General features: G+C 68.6%; 15 protein-coding genes and 1 tRNA gene. 13 read left to right on the forward strand and 3 right to left on the reverse strand.

From position 1 onward, the window contains the following. Positions 1 to 27 precede the first annotated feature (27 nt). Positions 28 to 100 (forward strand) — tRNA-Thr (locus tag OHB24_RS17030). Between the two features lie 85 nt (positions 101 to 185). Continuing rightward, positions 186 to 1,529: a tyrosine-type recombinase/integrase gene (locus OHB24_RS17035; protein ID WP_327640009.1), complete on the forward strand. Its 1,344-nt coding sequence runs from the start codon at positions 186 to 188 to the stop codon at positions 1,527 to 1,529. Between the two features lie 239 nt (positions 1,530 to 1,768). Here the strand turns inward: OHB24_RS17035 and OHB24_RS17040 are convergent, their stop codons facing one another. Then, positions 1,769 to 2,392: a GNAT family N-acetyltransferase gene (locus OHB24_RS17040; RefSeq protein ID WP_327640010.1), complete on the reverse strand. Its 624-nt coding sequence runs from the start codon at positions 2,390 to 2,392 to the stop codon at positions 1,769 to 1,771. A 267-nt stretch (positions 2,393 to 2,659) separates the two neighbouring features. Between OHB24_RS17040 and OHB24_RS17045 the strand changes: the two genes are divergently transcribed. After that, positions 2,660 to 3,133 (forward strand): hypothetical protein, encoded by a 474-nt coding sequence (locus tag OHB24_RS17045; protein WP_327640012.1) that lies wholly within the window; start codon positions 2,660 to 2,662, stop codon positions 3,131 to 3,133. After that, positions 3,133 to 3,900 carry a DUF1828 domain-containing protein gene (locus OHB24_RS17050; protein WP_327640013.1) on the forward strand — a complete coding sequence of 256 codons (768 nt, stop codon included), beginning with the start codon at positions 3,133 to 3,135 and terminating at the stop codon, positions 3,898 to 3,900. The genes OHB24_RS17045 and OHB24_RS17050 overlap by 1 nt, the downstream gene beginning before the upstream one ends. 355 nt (positions 3,901 to 4,255) lie before the next feature. Here the strand turns inward: OHB24_RS17050 and OHB24_RS17055 are convergent, their stop codons facing one another. After that, entirely contained in the window at positions 4,256 to 5,224 is a 969-nt protein-coding gene (locus OHB24_RS17055; protein WP_327640015.1) for an NAD-dependent epimerase/dehydratase family protein, read from the reverse strand. Beyond that, positions 5,172 to 6,023 (reverse strand): hypothetical protein, encoded by an 852-nt coding sequence (locus OHB24_RS17060; protein WP_327640016.1) that lies wholly within the window; start codon positions 6,021 to 6,023, stop codon positions 5,172 to 5,174. The genes OHB24_RS17055 and OHB24_RS17060 overlap by 53 nt, the downstream gene beginning before the upstream one ends. Positions 6,024 to 6,166: 143 nt before the next feature. Between OHB24_RS17060 and OHB24_RS17065 the strand changes: the two genes are divergently transcribed. From OHB24_RS17065 to mobF, 9 genes are all read left to right on the forward strand, one after another. Continuing rightward, positions 6,167 to 6,541 (forward strand): helix-turn-helix domain-containing protein, encoded by a 375-nt coding sequence (locus tag OHB24_RS17065; RefSeq protein ID WP_327640017.1) that lies wholly within the window; start codon positions 6,167 to 6,169, stop codon positions 6,539 to 6,541. Between the two features lie 98 nt (positions 6,542 to 6,639). Next, on the forward strand, positions 6,640 to 7,098 hold the full coding sequence (locus OHB24_RS17070; RefSeq protein ID WP_327640018.1) for a hypothetical protein: 459 nt from the start codon (positions 6,640 to 6,642) through the stop codon (positions 7,096 to 7,098). A gap of 14 nt (positions 7,099 to 7,112) precedes the next feature. Then, a complete protein-coding gene (locus OHB24_RS17075) occupies positions 7,113 to 7,622 on the forward strand; it encodes a Pycsar system effector family protein (RefSeq protein WP_327640020.1) in 510 nt (169 codons plus the stop codon). Between the two features lie 53 nt (positions 7,623 to 7,675). Beyond that, positions 7,676 to 9,943 (forward strand): type IV secretory system conjugative DNA transfer family protein, encoded by a 2,268-nt coding sequence (locus tag OHB24_RS17080; protein ID WP_327640021.1) that lies wholly within the window; start codon positions 7,676 to 7,678, stop codon positions 9,941 to 9,943. Beyond that, positions 9,940 to 10,293, forward strand: a complete 354-nt coding sequence (locus OHB24_RS17085; RefSeq protein ID WP_327640022.1) for a hypothetical protein — start codon at positions 9,940 to 9,942, stop codon at positions 10,291 to 10,293. Before OHB24_RS17080 ends, OHB24_RS17085 begins: the two co-directional genes overlap by 4 nt. After that, positions 10,290 to 10,964: an RRQRL motif-containing zinc-binding protein gene (locus OHB24_RS17090; RefSeq protein WP_327640023.1), complete on the forward strand. Its 675-nt coding sequence runs from the start codon at positions 10,290 to 10,292 to the stop codon at positions 10,962 to 10,964. Before OHB24_RS17085 ends, OHB24_RS17090 begins: the two co-directional genes overlap by 4 nt. Then, complete coding sequence (locus OHB24_RS17095; RefSeq protein WP_327640024.1) at positions 10,940 to 11,722, forward strand: hypothetical protein; 783 nt, start codon at positions 10,940 to 10,942, stop codon at positions 11,720 to 11,722. Before OHB24_RS17090 ends, OHB24_RS17095 begins: the two co-directional genes overlap by 25 nt. Then, entirely contained in the window at positions 11,719 to 13,272 is a 1,554-nt protein-coding gene (locus OHB24_RS17100) for a DUF2637 domain-containing protein (RefSeq protein ID WP_327640027.1), read from the forward strand. Before OHB24_RS17095 ends, OHB24_RS17100 begins: the two co-directional genes overlap by 4 nt. Positions 13,273 to 13,561: 289 nt before the next feature. Further along, a complete protein-coding gene (gene mobF / locus OHB24_RS17105) occupies positions 13,562 to 18,271 on the forward strand; it encodes a MobF family relaxase (protein ID WP_327640028.1) in 4,710 nt (1,569 codons plus the stop codon). Positions 18,272 to 18,377 lie beyond the last annotated feature (106 nt).

Below are 18,377 nucleotides of genomic sequence, written 5' to 3' on the forward strand. Positions count from 1 at the left end.
AATCCTCTACTATGGACCCGCACACCGGCCGGTGTGGCGCAACTGGCAGCGCACCGCTCTTGTAAAGCGGGGGTTAGGGGTTCGAGTCCCCTCACCGGCTCTCGCTCTGACCAGGCATTACTACGGATAGTCATCGTGGCGGATGACCGGCTGTCAATGGATCTGACAATGGGTACGATGAGTTCATGGCTGGACGTCGCAGTACCGGCGGTCGTGAGCGCGGATACGTTCGCAAGCGTGGCAACTCCCACCAGGTGCTCGTCTATGCCGGCGTAGACCCGGTGACCGGCAAGGATTCCTACCTCAGCGAGTCCACACGCGACGAGCAGAGGATCCCAGAGATCCGGTCGCGACTGCTCGCCAAGGTCGACCGCCAGCGCAACGCCGCGACCAAAGCGACGCTCTCGTACGCACTCGACGCGTGGCTCGAAGTCCATGAGGCCGACGAGTCCACGCTCGATCGGTATCGCGAGCTCGCCGACGGAACGATCGGCCCGGCGCTCGGAGACGTACCGATCTCGAAACTCGGAGCGCGTGCCCTGGAGCAGTTCTATGCGCAGCTGCGTCGTTGCAGCGCGCGATGCGACGGCAAGCCCTTCGTAGAGCACCGAACGGCGGATGTACATGAGTGCCGCGTGGTGGTGAAGCACCGGTGGCCGCCGGGCCGGCCGTCGGTCAAGTCGCGCGCCGATCATGACTGCGATGCGGCGGGGTGCCGGGTTGCCGAGTGCCGGTCCCACGCCTGCAAGCCATTGTCGGCCGGAACGGTGCGAAAAGTTCACTTCGTCATCAGCGGAGCGCTGGCGGCCGCGGTTCGCTGGGAATGGATCGATAGCAATCCGGCGGCGGAAGCAAAGAAACCGAAGCAGGCCCCGCCGCAGCCGCAGCCGCCGACGTCGGATGAGGGTTCTCGGATCATCACCGCTGCGTGGGCGCAGGACTTCGCCTGGGGCATGTTGATTTGGCTGAAGATGGTGACGGGAGCGCGACGCGGCGAGCTGCTCGCGCTGCGCTGGCATGACTTGCACCTGGACCAAGGTGTGGTCGAGATCCGCCGCAACTTCACCCACCGAAACGGGAAGGCGCGAGAGAAGGACACCAAGACGCATCAGATGCGCCGCATCAGCCTGGACCCGGACACCGTCGAGCTGCTCGCCACCCACCGTCTCAACTGCCAGGAGCAGCTTGCCGCCCTTGGTGTGGCGTTCGATGAGTCAGCCTTTGTCTTTTCCTACGAGGCGGACCACAGCCGACCATGCAACCCGGACGGCGTAAGCCACCGCTACGCGGAGATGTGCACAAGGCTCGGCATCAAGAGTCACCTCCACACCTTGCGACACTATTCCGCAACCGAGCTGATTAGCTCTGGCGTAGACATTCGTACGGTCGCCGGCCGCCTCGGCCACGGCGGTGGCGGCACAACAACGCTTCGCGTCTACGCTGCGTGGGTTGCTGAATCAGACCGCCAGGCAGCGAACGTGCTCGCCGGCCGCCTGCCAAAGCCAGCCTCAGCCAGCCGATCCGACTGACCCACGCAGTTGCTTGCGATGCCCGTCCTGAGGTCCTATTACGAGTGCCCTGATCGACGTCCACTGCGGTTCTGGCCCACAGCTACAAGGGCGCAGTCGGTGGCGCGGTCCGCCGATGTCTAGGTCTGTCCTGATGCGGTGCCTTGGGGTCAGGTATTGCCTTCGGGCCATGGCGTACATCACCGACTCGTTGCCCTCGCCGAAGGACTCGACAAGACCGGCTACGATCGCGTCGCACATCACGTCGGTTCGGCCGGCGCACGCATCGTCCATTCGAGCGGCAGCGCCGCGAACCACATCACGTCGATGCGCTCGCCCTGCCACACGCTATGTGCGCGCATCGTTCCCTCGTGCACGAACCCCGCTCGGCGGGCCACCGCAGCTGACGCTTCATTGTCCGCCTCGACCGTCAGGAAGGCGCGAGCTGCGCCGAGCTCGAACAACCACCGTGTGAGCAGAACCACCGCCCGAGTCGCATACCCGCGCCCGCGCGCGCTCGGCCCGATCCAGTAGCCGAACTGCGCGACATCTGCCTGCGACCAGTCATCGATGCCGCAGCAGCCGACCAGGCCGTCAGAGGCTGCGTCCGTGATCGCGAATGCAACACCAGATGGTGGCTCCGCCGCGCCGAACGCCCGCCAGCTCGACGCGAACTCGTCGATGATCGCTTCAGCGTCCTCGATCGAGAGCGGCGGAGCCGGTCGTCCGAGTCGGTCGTGGGCCGCGTTGTAGCGTCGGATCGATGGATCGGCGAATGCTTCCGCCATGAACCCGGCGTCATCTCTCGACCAAGGTCGGAGAGTGACCACGCCATCCGAGAGCGACACGACCGGAATGTCGGCATCCGCTTCACGCACCTCCATCGGCTCCGTTCGCTCTGGGGATCACCGCCGCCAACCTCGGGTCCGCGTCGTCGACGAGGACAGCGCAGCCAGCTGGCCACATGTCGAGTTGAATTGACGACCTTCTCATTACGAGTGCAGCGCCGAGCGGCCACAGGGGTTCGCCGTTCAAGGTACGGAGCGGCGCGCATCGCAGCTATGTACGCGCTGTGACGGAGTCTGTAACGTGAGGCAGCACCAGTCGATACGGTAACTGACTGTTACCTGAGCGCAACGCAACCTATGCCCGTGAGAGGGACGATGCCGACTGACTCCCGGCTGTGGGCCCTCGCCCACGCGAACGCGAACGCGACTGCGTATGGTGACATGGACTGGAGTCCTATTAACGCGTCTTGGCGGGCTCGCGTAGAGGTAGCCGCTGAGCACTTCGATTCGGGCGAGGTCTTTTTGGAGATGATCGTCAAGCCAGGACGACCGGACGAGCCAACTGTGAGCCTCGTCGCGCTCGATATCTGTTGCCGCAGAGTCGACGTGAATGGCACCCACCGTGACGGAGACAAGCCGAGGAGACAGACTCATCTGCAGGGTGAACCGCCGCCAAACTTCGTGCAGTGGCTAGAGCCGAATGAGTTCCCGGTCGTGGCGGCAGCCGGTACTGTCGATGGCAGAACGTACGAGCACGTCTTCGGCGCAGCGGCCAAGCTGATGGGAGTCGATGTCAGTAGTGTCGTTTGGCAGGATCCGCCCGAAGGGAGGCCGTGATGTCAGAGCACCTGCTAGACCGTGTGCTGGGCGCAATCGGTGAGCGGATGAGTACGTGGCCGTACCGTGACGGGGAATTGATTGCTACGCCGTGGACCCTCGAAGACGGGGAAGTGGTCACGCTCTACGTCCAGGCGATCGGTGAGGATCTCTACAACATCACCGACCGTGGCCTAGCTGCAGACACCCTCGCTGCGGCTGGGGTTGACCTGTCGCGCAGGATGCCCCATAACTCGTTTGTCGCAATCAAGGGCTCCGTCGAACTCGCACCCGCGATCGAACTGGACAAGCCTGGTGAGTATGACCTAAGTGCCTCGGCAACTGCAGCCGAGGTGGGGCGCGCAGTCGTCGAGCTTAGTGAGGCAGTACTTCGAGCTGAGGGTCTTAAAGCACTAGCTCGACAACGGAAGCCAGCAACGCTCAAGGACCGCATTGTCAGTCTTGCTGGCCGATACGACTCGCTGACGGTTCAACCCCTTGCACGGATGCCCCTACGCTACAAGGGCGTTCGACGTCAGGTCTCATGCCGCGTCGCCGGTCCGAGGGACCTAGCGTTCGTGCAAGCAGTGGGGCGTGCCAGCCAAACCACTGCCTATGACCACGCCAAGTCGATCTTCTCTGATGCTTCGGTGCCATCTTCGCAACGTTTGGCTGTCATCGAAGGAACCTACAGACTCGAGGAGTGGCAACTCGCTGGCTTGCGCGAGGTTTGTTCTGTGGTTGATGAGAACGAACTCTCCGCGGTCTTCGAAGAACTATCGGCGTGAAAGGCCACGAGCCACACCTGCCCCGGCCCCCTGATAGCTGCCAAACCCAGGTCAGCGTCCGGCGCGGGTCAAGAGTCGGCTTGCCGATCCCGTAGCGACGCCGTAGGCGCTCTTGATGCGTGTCGTGGTGGCCGTACGATCGAGCGGCCAGGGGACGGGGCAACCCATGGTCAGACACCAGATCGACGGCTCGTGGGCGGATTGGGACCGCATGGGTCGGGAAGCGTTCTGCTGCTGGGCTCCGGCGAGGACGGCGCCCTGGCGCCGCCCGCCAGTCCGGGGCCCTTGATTCTGTAAGAGCTCAATGCAGCAACGACTCTGCCTACGTGTGGGCATTGCCGATCGCGGAACGGCGTTAGCCGTCAGTCGCGGCGAGCCATGTATCCCTCAGGGACTGGTCAAGAGTGATCTGCGGTGACCAGTTCAGGCTGCGCCGGGCAAGCGAGATATCGGCGCACTGCCAGGAGACCTCAGCTGCCGACGATTTGTGCGCTCGCTGAGGGTCGACGCCGACGACTGGCTCGGCTCTGGTTTCGCTGATCTCGATGAGGCGCTCGAGCCAGTCGCCGGTCCGGACCGCGCGACCTGAGCCTATGTTCACGAGCGGAGGGGCCTTTTCTGTACACGTGGTCGCGACGGCCGCTGCGGCGACGTCCCGCACATCGACGTAGTCGCGCCAGCCGTCCAGTGAGTCCACGATGAGCGGCTCTCCGCTTCGCAGCCGCGCCACCGCGCCACCCAGCATCGTGCTCGTCGGTGAGAGAGGTCCGCTGACGTTGAAGATCCGAAGGACCGTGATCGCCAGGCCCTGGGATCGCGCGTGCAATGCGATCTGCGTAGCAGCCAGTTTCGAGTAGCCGTATGGACTACTCGGACGCTCTTCAGCGCTCTCATTGATCGGGCGCTGCGCAGCTGGTGCGCCATACTCGGCGGAGGACCCAAGTTGCACAATCCTCGCAGTAGGTGCGGCGCTCCATACAGCTGACACGAGACTGTGAACGCTTGCGACATTGGTTCGCATCATCTCGCTGGCGGTACCGCGTACAGCGCCCGCGCAGTTGATCACAGATGTTGGCTCGTACGACCGCAGCAGGTCGACCAGGTCCGCCTGTGGTGATCGAACAAGGTCAAGGCTAACGTCCACGTTCGTGCCAGAGGTCCGGCCGACGCGGAGATGATCGATTCCGCGATCGGCCAGGATCTGCGCGCAATGCTGTCCCATGAACCCCGAGGCGCCCAAGACTACGACGCGCATGCTCGCCGCGTCAGCGTCAGCGTTGGCGGAGACGCTCTCGGCGACGAACTGGGGCGACGAGCCTGGCATTGCTGATCTCCTGCGTCTTGGGGTCGTAGTCGCACTGAACGAGACACGACCACAGATGGTTGCGCGTCTCGCGATACAGCTTTGCAATGTTCTCAGCTAGATAGAGAGCCCCACCCCGAGATCCCGGAGCGTGGATGCCCGCGCAGTAGAGCCAAGTTCCTTTGCCGTCTGGGCGTGGAAGCGTGCCGAGATATGCCAGATCGCCACCCTCATCTCGGTGCCTCGGCGACCGCAGCTTTTCACCGGATGCCTTGTCGAGCAGGTACCAGCTCTCGTCATCCCGCTCGAACCCGTAGGCGCTATCCGATGCGAGGATCTGGGTAAGCCACGGCGACTGCCGGGGTCCGCAGGTTACGACGAGCCCGTCGCGGTTGAGATCAACGTACTCACCCGCCGGCAGGTGCTCCGTCTTCGTTTCAAGGCCGAACTCCAAGGCAAGGCGTTGGATGTCGTCCCTGAATGCAATGTCGCTTTCGTGCACGACTGGCCGTTGTGGCCCCTCTGGATACGGAGCCTGCTCTACAGGCAGCACGACGTGGACCGTGTCTCCTGTACTGAGAACGACTCGCTCTGGTCGCCTGCGCGGCGCGCCGAGCTGCGACAGGCGAGCAACCGAAAGGCCCACACGGTCGGCGATCTGGGCGAGCGTCATGCCGTCTTGGCGCATCTTGTCCAGGGCTGCGCGCCGGACGTCGCCCACCTCAGTGATGGCCGCGTCCAACGCGTTGAGGACATCGCCGGCGTAGATGAACTGCTCGACGGGGTCCTCGAGCGCCCGGAGACGCTCAAGTTCGTCCATGCAGCTCACCTCCTCGCATCGACCCATCCTAGTGCCTCTAAATCCATGCCTTAAGACCCCCTTGAATTTCTGATTCAAGGGGTGCTTAACTGATCTGTACAGGGCAGCCAAACATGGCAGCCGAACTGTATAGGGAGCCACAGATGACCAGCACGACAGATCTGCCAGGGCCGCAGCAAGACGAGCGCACAGGAGCCGTCATTAGCGCCCGAGCCGTTGGTTCCGCTCTTAGAGCCGCGGCTCGGCAACGCGCCCTCGACAGTGCCCTCAACAAGCGCAGCCGCGGCGTTCCGACGTACACCGTGCCCGAAGCCGCCGCGCTTCTCAGCATCTCGCCGGAGGCGCTTTACCGCTTGGTGCGCGCGGATGACTTTCCTGCGGTGCGCGTAGGTCAGAAGTACTGCGTGCCAGCAGCGGCGGTGAGCGACCTACTCGAATCCGGGACGTCAGCGGACATCACGGACTGGGGCTCGCAATGGAAGCAGCGGCATCGACCTGCCAGTGGCGGTGCCGCGTGACCAGATCAAGCACATCGATGGACCGGCCCCGCACAGGCGCCAACCAGAACGGGGCCGGTTCTCCCATCACTCAGCAACGAGTTCGAGAGGTCTACAGCATGACTGACGCAGTACAGGGCGGCACGGAGTGGGTGCCGCCGATTGGGATGTTGGAGGAATTGTCGTCGGAGCACGTGGCGGTGATTCGAGGGTTGTTCGAGTTGGCCGCGTTCGTGGCCGAGCACCCGGAGTTTCGTTCGCCGGTGGTTCACGCACGGTTCTACCTGCCGTGGAATGACCGTCCGGCTGAGCCGACCGCAGAGTACGCGGCGGAGCGTGATCTGGTGGACCGCCTGGCGGCGGCGCTGGGAGTGTCGCCGATCGACGACGAGGCCAGCGGTCACTACAGCGTGACGCGGTCAATGGGTGGGGTTGAGGCGAGCAGCACCGCAGTGACGCCGGAGAGGTGGGCTCTGCACCACGCTGAGAACTCGTACAAGGGCTCCGTTCAGCCCGCCGAGCCTGCACCGGTGCACGCGTTCGCAAAGGACGCGACCACGTCCGGCGGTGTGCGATGAACGACGGTCCGCAGATGGATCTGGCATGGCGGATGCATGATTCGGCCGCGCAGGCGATCGACAAGGCGGACACGAAGGCGGGTTTCGCGGCGACGGTCGAGACCGCGCTTGCGGCAGTGGTGCTGACGCTGGTGTCGCAGTCGCACGGCTCGCCGCTGGTCGCCCGCGCGACGTTCGGACTGGCGCTGGTCGCGCTCGCGGTCGCGCTGGGTTCGGCGCTGCTGGTCGTCGTGCCGCGGATGTACCGCCCGGCGGATGCGTTGGTGCCGGGGGAGTTCTTGTACTTCGGTGCGGTCCGTCGCCGGTCGGTTGAGCAGCTGCTCGACCGCCACATCGACCCGCAGACGTACGACAACAAGGTGGCCGGTCCGCTGGTGGCGGTGACGCATCACGCGAAGCGGCTGGCCGATATCGCGTGGACGAAGCATCAGTGGCTGCGGGTGTCGTTCGTCGCTGCTGTGGGTGGTGCGGTGTTCGCGGCGGCCGGCGTGCTGGTCTCGGCGGGTGTCGGGGGTGCGCGATGATGCGCCGCCCGACCCGGACTGAGGGTGCGATGGTCCCGCACTTCACTCTCGCAATGGTCGCGCTCACGGCGCTCGGTGTCGGCGCGGTGGCCTGGGACAAGACGCCGGGCCTGACCGAAGCGGGCTACTGGGCTGCTGCGGCGGGTGTGGTCGGTGTCGTGACTGCCGGGCTGTTGTTTTGGCGGTTGATGCACGGTGCGTTGATCGCGGCGCCGTTGTGGGTGCTCCTGGCCGGTGCGATCGGACTGCGGGTCGGTGCGCCGGGTGGCGCGGCCGGATGGGTGATTGCCGGTGGCGTCTTGCTGCTGCTGACGCTGGCCCTGGTGGCGGTCAACCGACCGGTGGGCGCCGGGCTGTCGCTGGCACTGTGGCTGGGGTACGCCGGGTTCGTGCTGCGGGCGTTGCCGGACACGGTCGAGGTGTCGGCGCGCTGGTGGCAGCCGCTGGCGGCGGCGGTGGTCGTGCTGCTCGGTACGGCCGGGTTCACGCTACGGTCGCGGTCCAGCTCGCGGGGCCTGCTGCGCCGCCTGGGCCGGGCGGGCCGGGTCACTGACGGGCTGGCGTCCGCGTGGGACGTGCACCGCAACGCGTCGGCGCGGATGCTGCGCCGCAAGGCCAGGCAGGTCCGGCCGTCGCTCGCTTCGGTGCCGGCGTGGAAGCGGCGGTTCGTGCCGCTGACGCAGCTGGGCACGACGGTGGCCACGGTCGGCTGGGTCAAGGTCCGTTCGTCGGCCGAGGACCACACGCTGACGGTGGCCGGGCCGCGTGCCGGTAAGACCGGGCTGGTGATGGGGCACCTGCTGGACGCTCCGGGGGCGGCGATCGTGACCTCGACCAAGACCGACGTGCTCGACATCACCCGCGGGCTGCGCGGCCAGCGGGGTCCGGTGTGGGTGTTCGACCCAGACGGCCTGACCGAGGACGGATCCACGATCACGTTCGACCCGTTGACCGGTTGCACCGACCCGTCGGTGGCGATGGACCGCGCCTCGGACCTGCTCGACGGGGTCGGAGCCAAGTCCGACGACGCCGAGCACTGGCTGAACCTGGCCCGGCAGGCGCTGACCGCGTTGATGCACGCTGCCGCGCTCGGCGGCTACACGATGGCCGACGTGCAGCGCTGGGTCGCGCACCCCGACGCCGGCAAGGACGACGTGCTGTGGGAGCTGCGGGTCGCGGACGCGGTCGGGTTCGAGCAGCAGGCCACGCAGTTCTTCATGAACAACCCCCGCACGCAGTCATCGATCTCCACGACGATCATGCCCGCGCTGTCGTGGCTGTCGGTGCCGGCCGCGGCTGCCGCCGTCGCGCCGGGCGGGGTCGCGTTCGATGTTCAGCAGCTGCTGGCCGAGACCGGCACCGTGTACCTGCTGGGCGCCGAGGACAAGAAGACCGCGCCGCTGGTCACAGCCCTGACCGCCCACATCGCCCGCCAGGCTCGTGCGATCGCGGTCCGCAGCAAGGGCCGCCGGTTGGAGCCGCAGCTGACGATGGTGCTGGACGAGGCCGCGCTGATCTGCCTGATCCCGCTGGACCGGTGGACCGGTGACTTCGGGTCGCGCGGGATCACGCTGCACATCGTCGCGCAGTCCCGCGCGCAGCTGCGAGAGCGGTTCGGTGAGGCCGCGACCGGTTCGCTGATGACGAACGTGTCCACGAAGGTCGTGCTGGCCGGCACCAGCGACGACGACGACCTGCAGTTTTGGTCCACGCTGTGCGGGGAACGCCTCGAGCAGACCGCGACCAAGGACCGCACCACCGGCGGGGTGACGATCAGCGACCGGCACGTCCCGGTCCTGACTCCGGGCCAGATCGCGCAGCTGCGCGCCGGGCAGGCGCTGATCATCACCCGCGGCATGCCGCCCGCGATCGGGCGGATCAAGATGGCCTGGAAACGCCGCGATCTGCGCATGGAACGGTTCCACAACCGGCCCACCGTGCAGTGGACCAGCCGTCAGCTGGCCGCGGCCGAGCAGTGGGCCGGTGCCCGGCTGATCGTCGGCTGCGCGTGGCTTCGCGACACCGCGATCACTTCCGCAGTCGCCGTCACCGACCGGGTGACTGCCGCGCGGCAGCGCCTGACTGCACCCGTCGTCCGGCGTACCGCGGCCAGCTTCGATGCTGCGGTGTCGTGGCTGGAAGCCAACGACCCGGCCCGCGAACTGCTCGCCCGGGTTCGGCTTGCCGGGGCGATGCGTCCCGCCCGGGCGGCGTTGGCGGCCCGCGCCGAGCTCGCCGCGGACAGCGAGGCTCGGCCTCAGGATCGGCTGCCTGCCCGGGCCGGTGCCGGCGTCGGGACTGACGAAGAGGGCCGGTCATGACGCCCCTGGTGAGTGCCGACGTGGTGGTGATCTGCGGGTCCACTCGTTTCCGCGACGAGATCGCGGTGGCCAACCGCGACCTGACTCTGGCCGGGCACATCGTGCTCGCCCCGGGAGTGTTCGCACACACCGGCGACCTGATCACCGGGTGGCAGAAGCGGCAGCTGGACGCGCTGCACCTGGCCAAGATCGACCGGGCCGACTGGGTCTACGTAGTCAACCCCGGCGGCTACATCGGCGAGTCCACCCGCCGCGAGATCGCCTACGCCCGCCAGACCGGCAAGCCGGTCAGCTCCCTCGCACCGCTACCGACCGACGACAGCCGCGACGCCGAGGTGTTGCCGTCATGAGCGGGGTCGAATGGGTGCAGTTGTGGGACGGCCGGCGCTGGTCCGGCCGGGTCCGCAACGGTCTGCCGGAGTTCCGGTTCGGGCAGGCACCGGCGGGGCTGTCCACGCGACGGCAGCTGCGCGAGCGTGGCCTGTCCCGTGGCGGGCAGGAGCCGTTCGCCCGGTTGACGTGGAAGCGGGAGCAGCGGTTCGCGTGGCTGTACGTGGACGACAAGGCCAAGGCGAAGCGGACCCCGAGCGACAAGCAGCTCGCCGCCGTCAACAAGGCGCTGGCCGCGCGGAAGGTGTGCGCCGAGTGCGGACCGGTCGAGCACTTCGTGCGCACCACCGACCAGCTGTGCGGTGACTGCCACGCCGCCGGTGTCACGCCCACGGCGGGCGGCACCGACGGGTGGCGCACCGTCCAGGCCTGGCAAGACGAATCCGCCGCCGACGACGACACCGACGACCAGGACGACGACCGGGACCGGGCCACGGCGGCGGCCGAACGGGCAGCCGCGGCACTGGCCCGGACCGAGGCCCAGCTCGACGCCGGCGGCCCGGCAGCGAGCAGCACGGAGCGAGACAAGCAGCTGGCCCGCTGGCACGCCGACGACCATGCCGTCCGCCGCCCCGCAGAACGGGCCGATGGCAACTACCAGACGGAATGGAACGAGAGGGGCGTGGCCTGATGCGCTACGACGACGACAAGGACCCCGGAACCGCCGCGCTCGCGGCAGTCGCCGGCCTGGCCCGCTCGGTCGACGCATTGACCCGAGATGTGGCCGCGATGAAGACCGGGCTTCAGCAGACCGCGTCCAAGACTGCCGTCGCGCGGCTGAACGACACCGTTGCGTCGCTGGGCAACACCGTCGCCGCGTTTGAGGACTTGCTGACCCGGATCACCACGAGCCGTGCTGACACCGGCAGCCGCCGCTCCGGCGCGGAGTCGCCGGAGCGAGTTCGGTCATGGCTTGGCATGCCGGTGCGCGATGTCGGTGCGGTGCACAACGTGCTCAGCGAGTTGCTGCCGTGGATGGAGTGCATCTATCTGCGCTACGCCACGGACGTGGAGTCGCTGCCGCCGTGCTGGCTGTGGCACCCCGAGATCGTGGAGGAGTTGCTGTGGCTGATGGACGCCTGGACCGGCGCCTACGAAGGCCCCGAGGCGTCGAACAAGCTCGTCGGCGACTGGCACGACCGGCAGCGCCCGGGCGTGGCACGCCGAATCGGCGAGTACGCGCCGAGCTGCGACGTACTCAAGCACCGCGACAGCGCCGGGCAGCCCGCCGTGGTCGTGCCGCTCGCGGCCGACGCGGACGAGTTCGTCACCTGGTGGGCCGACGACCGCGACGCCAACGGCCCCGAGCCGACCCCTGAGCAGATCAAGGCCGGCCGCCACCGCGGCGGCCTGACCGCCGTACCCGACACCGCTGGAGGCCAGCGATGAACACCCACCAGATCCGCCTGTCACTGTTCGCAGACCTGCCCGGCGTGTTCGACGGCAGCACGGTGTCGTGGCCGGTGATCGCCGCCGGCACAGCCGCGCTGCTGATCCTTGCCGCTCTCGCGGCGGCGACGGTGTGGGCGGTCCGCCGCGCCGCTCGAGGTCTGAGTGCCGCGGTCGAGGCCGGGCGGTTGACGACCCGGCGGGTGCTGATCGTGGTCGCGGTGGTGGCAGCGCTCGGCGTCGCTGGGATCGGCGGTGCCCGCTCGTTCAACGCCGTGTCCACCAAGTTCGACAGTCCCTTGGTGCCGTTGGTTGCCGACGGCATGATCATCGCCTGCACGGCGCTGCGGCTGGCCGCGCTGACCCGGGGATGGCGGATTCCTGGCGCGCTGGTGACGACGTATGTGTTCATCGGCGGCACGGTGTGGCTGAACATCGACACGGCCCGCGGGATCGCAGACGCTGTCGCGCACGCGCTCGCGCCGCTGGCCTACGCGGTGCTGGTTGAGATGCTCGCGCACCTGCTGCGCCTGCACATGAAGCTGGCCCAGCCCGCCCGGGCCAAGCTGTCCGCGCTGACGTGGTTCACGTCCCCGGTGATCACCACCCGCGTGTGGCTGCACCTGTCCAGGACCGGCAGCCATGACGACGCGGACCCGACCAGCGCCCGGGCGCTGGTCCAGCAGGTCGTGCGGATGGCGTCGCGGCTGGCGACCTTGTGCCCGAGCCGGAAGCTGTGGCCCTTCGACGCCGCCCGCGCCGCCCGGACCGCCGCATTGCAGACGATCCGCGACGGCCTGCTGTCGGCCAACCAGCTCGCGGCTCTGCTGCCCGCCGGCGGGCGACTGGCCCCGGGCGAACTGCTCGCGCTGGTTGATTCCGCCGCGCTCGGCCTCACCGACACTCCTGTCTTGTCCGGTCCGGTCGAGCTTGGCCAGGACAACCGCGAGGACCCAGAACGCGGCGACGCGACGACTCCGGGTGCACCGGCTTGGCTGGTCGCCTACCTGCTTGGTGCACTCCGCACCAATGCCACGACTGCACCGGTGCACACCAGCACCCGCACCGCACCTCGTGCGCCGAGTGCACCGGTGCACGAGGAAGACCGGAGCGGTGCACCCGCACCGGTGCACGCACCGCACCGCAACGGCCAGGTCGCCGAAGCGACTGTCTCGGGCGGGGCTGCACCGCGCAAGGGTGCGGGTCCTTCCGATGCCGAGCTGCTCGACGCGGTGGTGCGCCACGCCGCCGAGCACGGCGGTGCACCGCTCGGACAGCGCGAGATCCGCCGCGCCACCGACGAGGCCTTCGGCCACCCGGTCGGTTTCCCTCGCGCCAAGCGACTCCAGGAGATGGCCGGGTGGGCTGAGCCCACCGGAGCAGACACCAGCGACAGCGAGGCCGCTCCGCAGGTCCGTGGACAGCTCCAGCTCGTCACCGAGCCCGGGGAAACCACCACCGACACCCGCGGCGACACCGACGACAGCAACGAGAACAGCGACCACGACGCCAGCGGTGACAACGAACTCGAAACGAGCAGCAGCCGATGAACAGAACCCAGAACACCTCAGCAGCAGGCCACAGCCACGACACCCAGACAGCAGCAGAACAAGCAGCAGCAACCAGTCAGCAGACCACCACCGAAACCACGATCGACCATCACTCAGCAGAGACATGCAGGATGAAGAACCTTGATACACACCCAGGCATCACGATCAAGTGGAGCATCGACTCCGCTTCGCGTCGTCGTATCGGCCTTCCGCCTGCGGCGGCCGTGAGCGCTGCCGCACGGGTTCCGGAGGCGGCCGTGGCGGGAGTCGGGGGTGGCTCGTGCTAGGCGTGCGCAGCGGGCACAGCGCCAGCTACCTGACCGGTGCGGTGGCGACCGGCCGGGAGAACTACTACACCGGTGCCGTGGCGGCCGGCGAGCCGCCCGGGCGCTGGTTCGGCAAGGGCGCGGAAGCGCTCGGTCTGTCCGGCGAGGTCGATGTGCAGGACATGACCGCGCTGTACGAGCGGTTCATCGACCCGCGCGGCGAGGCGTTTCGTGACCCGGCGCGGTGGGACGAGGCCGAGACCCTCGGCCACACCGGGCGGGCGTACAAGAGCGAGGAGCAGGTGTACGCCGACTCGCTGGCCAAGGAGCCTGGTGCATCACCGGAGCGCCGCAACGAACTGCGTGCACTGGCCGGTAAGGCGGTGCGCAAGAACGTGTCGTTCCACGATGCAACGTTCAGTCCGCAGAAGTCCGTGACCGTGCTGCACACCGCATTCGAGGCCCAGGAAGTGCAGGCCCGCACCGCAGCGGAGCGGGCGCGCGGTGCACTCGAAGGTGCACTGGCCGAGGCCGAGCGCACCGGCAACCGTGAAGCGGTGCACCTGCACCGCGTTGCGGTGCAGCGAGCGGAGCGAGAAGCGGTGCACTGGGGCAAGCACCGCCAGGCGGTCGAGGACGCGATCTGGGCGGGCAACCGGGCCGCGCTGAACTACTTGCAGGACAAGGCCGGCTACACCCGGGTCGGGCACTTCGGTGGCGCCGCGGGCCGGTGGGCTGATGCCCACGGCTGGACGGTCGCGTCGTTCTTCCAGCACGACTCCCGCGAGCACGACCCGCAGTTGCACATCCACAACGCGATCCTGAATCGCGTGCAGGGACCCGACGGCAAGTGGCGCACGATCGACTCGAAGGCGTTGCACCGGGTGAAGCCTGCTGCCGGCGCGGTGGGGGAGCGGGTGATGGAACAGCATCTCGTCAAGGCGCTCGGGGTGCAGTTCATGACCCGCCCGGACGGCAAGGCCCGCGAGATCGTCGGCATCGACCAGGCCGTGATGGACCTGTTCAGCTCGCGCCGCCGGGCGATCACGAAGAAGACCGCGCCGATGGTGGCCGCGTTCGAGACCAAGATGGGCCGCGAACCGAACAACCTGGAGCTGGCCTACATCCAGCAGCAGGCATCGCTGGCCACGCGCAAGGCCAAGTCGCACGACGGTGAGACCGTCGAGCAGCGGCTGGAGCGGTGGGACCGGCAGTTGCGCGCCGAGGTCCGCGGGGGACTCGGGAAGGTCGCCGCCGATGTGCTCGCGTTGCGGCAGCGTCAGTGGCTGCCAGGGCGGATCAACCAGGCCAAGGTCCTCGAGACGGCACTGGCCGATGTGCAGTCCAAGCACGCGACCTGGCGGTCGGCGGACCTGACCCGGGCGATCAGCGACGCGCTGCCCGACAACCTCGGCAATATGAGGCCGGCGCGGATCGCGCGGCTGCTGGACCGGTTGACCGAGCGTGGCCTGAAGCTCGCTCAGCACGTCGATGCCGACCGTCCTGGCCACAGCCCCGAGGAACTCGCGGCGCTGCCTGAGGAGTTGCGGCGCGGTGACGGGTCGTCGGCGTACGCCGCTCCGGGTGCCGCGCGTTACGTCACGCCGGATCACGTCCGGGCCGAGCGGCAGCTGGCCCAGTCCGGGTACGCCCGTGGCGCCGCGGCGATGAGCCCGGCCGACGTGCAGGCGTTCGTGAAGCGGTTGGCCGCCGACGGTCTCCAGCTCGGCGAGGACCAGGCCGCCGCGGTGCGTGGCATCCTCGGTTCCGGTGCGAAGGTCGAAACGCTCGTCGGTCCGGCCGGTACCGGTAAGTCCCGGGTCGTGGGCGCGCTGGCCAAGGCGTGGGAGGACCCCGACTTGTGGGCGGGGCGGCAGCACCGGATGATCGGGCTGGCCGCGTCGCAGGTCGCGACCGAAGTCCTCGCCGCCGACGGTGTCACGGCGAAGAACATAACCCGCTGGCTGATGACCCAGCAGCGCCTCACCGACGGGTCGACGATGCCCGAGGACCAGGCGTGGGCATTGCGGGACGGGGATCTGGTGGTCGTGGACGAGTCCGCGATGGCCACCACCGGCGACCTCGCCGAGATCCAGGCGCACTGCGACGCCGCGGGCGCCAAACTGCTGCTGGTCGGCGACCACCGCCAGCTGGCCGCGGTCGGTGCCGGCGGCGGGATGGAACTGGTCACCGCCGGCGCGCTGACGCACGAGTTGACCGAGACGCGCCGCTTCACCGCCGGGTGGGAGGGGCCGGCGTCGCTGCGGTTGCGCGAAGGCGACGAGTCGGTACTCGGCGAGTACCACAAGCAGGGCCGCATCCTCGACGGCGGCCACCTCGAAGCCGCCCAGAGGTCGGCGGCCGACGCGTGGCTGGCCGACCACCTCAATGGCCGGCACGCGCTGCTGATCGTGGACACCAACGCCCAGGCCTCCGAGCTGTCCGCGCAGCTGCGTGCCCGGCTGGTCGCCTACGGCCAGGTGGACGACGAACGCACCGGCTGGCTGGCCTCGACCGGCAACCGGGTCGGTGCCGGCGACCTGATCCAGACCCGGCTCAACGCCTGGCACCTCAACGGCTACCGCGGCAACCAGCGGGCCGCGTTCAACCGCGACGAGTACAAGGTGGTCGAGGTCCTCGACGACGGCGGGCTGCGGGTCGCCCCGCTGATCCGCGGCACCCGCGAACCGGTACCCGGCGAAACCATGATCCTGCCCGCGACCTATGTGCGGGACTGGGTGGCGCTCGGCTACGCCGCCACGGTGCACTCGTCCCAGGGGCTGACGGTGGACTCCAGCCACCTCGTGGCGACCCAGAACACGTCCGTGTACGCGCTGTATGTCGCGATGACCCGCGGCCGGGTCGCCAACACCGCGCACGTCGTCACCCAGTCGCTGGCCAGCCAGGCCGAGTACGCCGAGACCGCCACGGCGGCGAAGCGGACGCCGCTGTCGGTGCTGCGCGGCGCGTTCGACCTCGACGACCCGCAGCTGTCGGCGTTGCAGGCCGCGGCCGAGTCCGCCGCCGACGCCGACCGGCTGCGCACTCCCGCCGAGCTGCTGGCCGACGGGATCGCCATGGCCACCGCCGGGCGCACCGCGCGATGGCTGGACGAACTCGCCGACACCGGCGTACTCACCTCCAACCAGCGCACCGCCCTCGCGGTCGAGGACGGCGCCGGGACACTCGACAACCTGCTGCGCCGGGTCGAGCTGGCCGGACACGACCCGCGCCAGGTGCTGACCGACGCGATCCAGCGGCGGTCGCTTCACGACGCCCGCAAGATCAGCCACGTGCTCCAGGAACGGATCAAGCAAAGCGGGCACACCCTCGACCCGGCCGGCGACACCTTCACCGACCGGGTGCCGCAGGTCGCCGACCCGCGCTGGTCGGCGTACCTGACCAGCCTCGCGGCCGAGGCCGACGCTCGCACCGGCCTGCTCGGCGAGCAGGCCGCCGAACAGCAGCCGCAGTGGGCCGTCGAAGCCTTCGGCCGCCCGCCCGCCGACGGGGCAGTGCGCGACAGCTGGGTGCGGCGCGCCGGCACGGTCGCGGCGCACCGCGAAGTCATGGGCCACGAAGCCACCGACGACGCACTCGGCGCGGCACCCAAACCCGGCCAGGTCGAGCAGTACGCCTCCTGGCGCGCCGCCTGGCGGGCGCTCGGACGGCCCGAGGCCGACCGCGCCGAGGCCGAAATGTCCAACGGCCAGCTACGAGTCCGGGTCCGCGCGCTGCAACGCGAAGAAGCATGGGCACCGCCCTACGTCGGCGAAGAACTCGCCGGCACTCGCCAGGCCGCCGACCGCGAACGCCGCACCGCCGCCCTGCGCGCCGCCGAAGCCGACGCCAGCACCGACGCCGCGACCCGTGACCGGCTGCGCACCGAGGCCGACCAGGCAACAGCCCTCGCCCACGCACTCGACACCCGCGGAGACGAACTTCAGGTCTCCGACGACGCCCGCGCCGTCTGGCTCGCCCACACCGCCGAGACCCGCGCCGCAGCCCACCGCGCCGAGCAGGAACTCAAGGACCGCGGCATCGACAACAGCGACGAGGGACCCACCCCCGACGAACTCCTCGACACCATCGACCACATCGACACCGAGGCAGTCGAGGACCAGCACCGCGAGGTCACCGACGAGCACGAACTGGCCGACATCGCCCAGCAGCGCGACAACGACACGATCGAAGCAGCACCCGCCGTCGAGTATGTCGACGCCGCCGAGGCGGAACTGGTCACCGACCAGCACGACGGCAAGACGGCGGACCCCGGCGCAGTGGCCGACGAGATCCCCGGTACGGAGATCGTTGCCGACGACAACGCATCATCGGTCGAGGAACACAGCGACCGTGCCGCCGCCGAAGCACCCGAGGATCGCGCCGAGGCGGACCGCCAGGCACCGGCCGACATCCGCGAGGTCGCGGCCGGGGAGGAACGGATCGCCGAGTCCGACGCTCCGCGGGTTCCGTCGGCCGACGAAACCGCCGAAGCGGTCCGCCGCGCACAGCGGGCACTGATCGAGATGCAGCACCGCAGCGCCGACGAAGAACGCCACGCCAACAGCGAGGCCGAAGCCCGAGCCGAGGAACTCGCCCGGTGGCACGCCGACGACACCACCGCCGAACAGGCCACCGCCAACACCACGACTTCAACAACTGAAGCCGCTGCCGGCCGCGGCGAAGCCGATCACGGGCCGGTGCTGGAGCTCGGCGACTACGGCGACGAGTAGCCGTACCCCGTGCAAAGCGCTGTCCAGGGTCTCCCGCCCCTGGCGGGCGGAAGAGCAACCCGGCCTCCGGCCGGGCGAAAAGCCTTCTGTGGCTGGGTTTGGCGGG

The organism is Kribbella sp. NBC_00482 (genome assembly GCF_036013725.1).
Taxonomy (GTDB): Bacteria; Actinomycetota; Actinomycetes; order Propionibacteriales; family Kribbellaceae; genus Kribbella.

Bases quoted from the DNA above. Each gene is read 5' to 3' on its own strand.
- OHB24_RS17090 (WP_327640023.1), top strand. From the start codon at position 10,290: ATGAGCGGGGTCGAATGGGTGCAGTTGTGGGACGGCCGGCGCTGGTCC.
- OHB24_RS17085 (WP_327640022.1), top strand. From the start codon at position 9,940: ATGACGCCCCTGGTGAGTGCCGACGTGGTGGTGATCTGCGGGTCCACT.
- OHB24_RS17065 (WP_327640017.1), top strand. From the start codon at position 6,167: ATGACCAGCACGACAGATCTGCCAGGGCCGCAGCAAGACGAGCGCACA.
- OHB24_RS17095 (WP_327640024.1), top strand. From the start codon at position 10,940: ATGGAACGAGAGGGGCGTGGCCTGATGCGCTACGACGACGACAAGGAC.
- OHB24_RS17080 (WP_327640021.1), top strand. From the start codon at position 7,676: ATGGTCGCGCTCACGGCGCTCGGTGTCGGCGCGGTGGCCTGGGACAAG.
- OHB24_RS17075 (WP_327640020.1), top strand. From the start codon at position 7,113: ATGGATCTGGCATGGCGGATGCATGATTCGGCCGCGCAGGCGATCGAC.
- OHB24_RS17070 (WP_327640018.1), top strand. From the start codon at position 6,640: ATGACTGACGCAGTACAGGGCGGCACGGAGTGGGTGCCGCCGATTGGG.
- OHB24_RS17055 (WP_327640015.1), bottom strand. From the start codon at position 5,224: ATGCCAGGCTCGTCGCCCCAGTTCGTCGCCGAGAGCGTCTCCGCCAAC.
- OHB24_RS17060 (WP_327640016.1), bottom strand. From the start codon at position 6,023: ATGGACGAACTTGAGCGTCTCCGGGCGCTCGAGGACCCCGTCGAGCAG.
- OHB24_RS17050 (WP_327640013.1), top strand. From the start codon at position 3,133: ATGTCAGAGCACCTGCTAGACCGTGTGCTGGGCGCAATCGGTGAGCGG.
- OHB24_RS17100 (WP_327640027.1), top strand. From the start codon at position 11,719: ATGAACACCCACCAGATCCGCCTGTCACTGTTCGCAGACCTGCCCGGC.
- OHB24_RS17035 (WP_327640009.1), top strand. From the start codon at position 186: ATGGCTGGACGTCGCAGTACCGGCGGTCGTGAGCGCGGATACGTTCGC.
- OHB24_RS17040 (WP_327640010.1), bottom strand. From the start codon at position 2,392: ATGGAGGTGCGTGAAGCGGATGCCGACATTCCGGTCGTGTCGCTCTCG.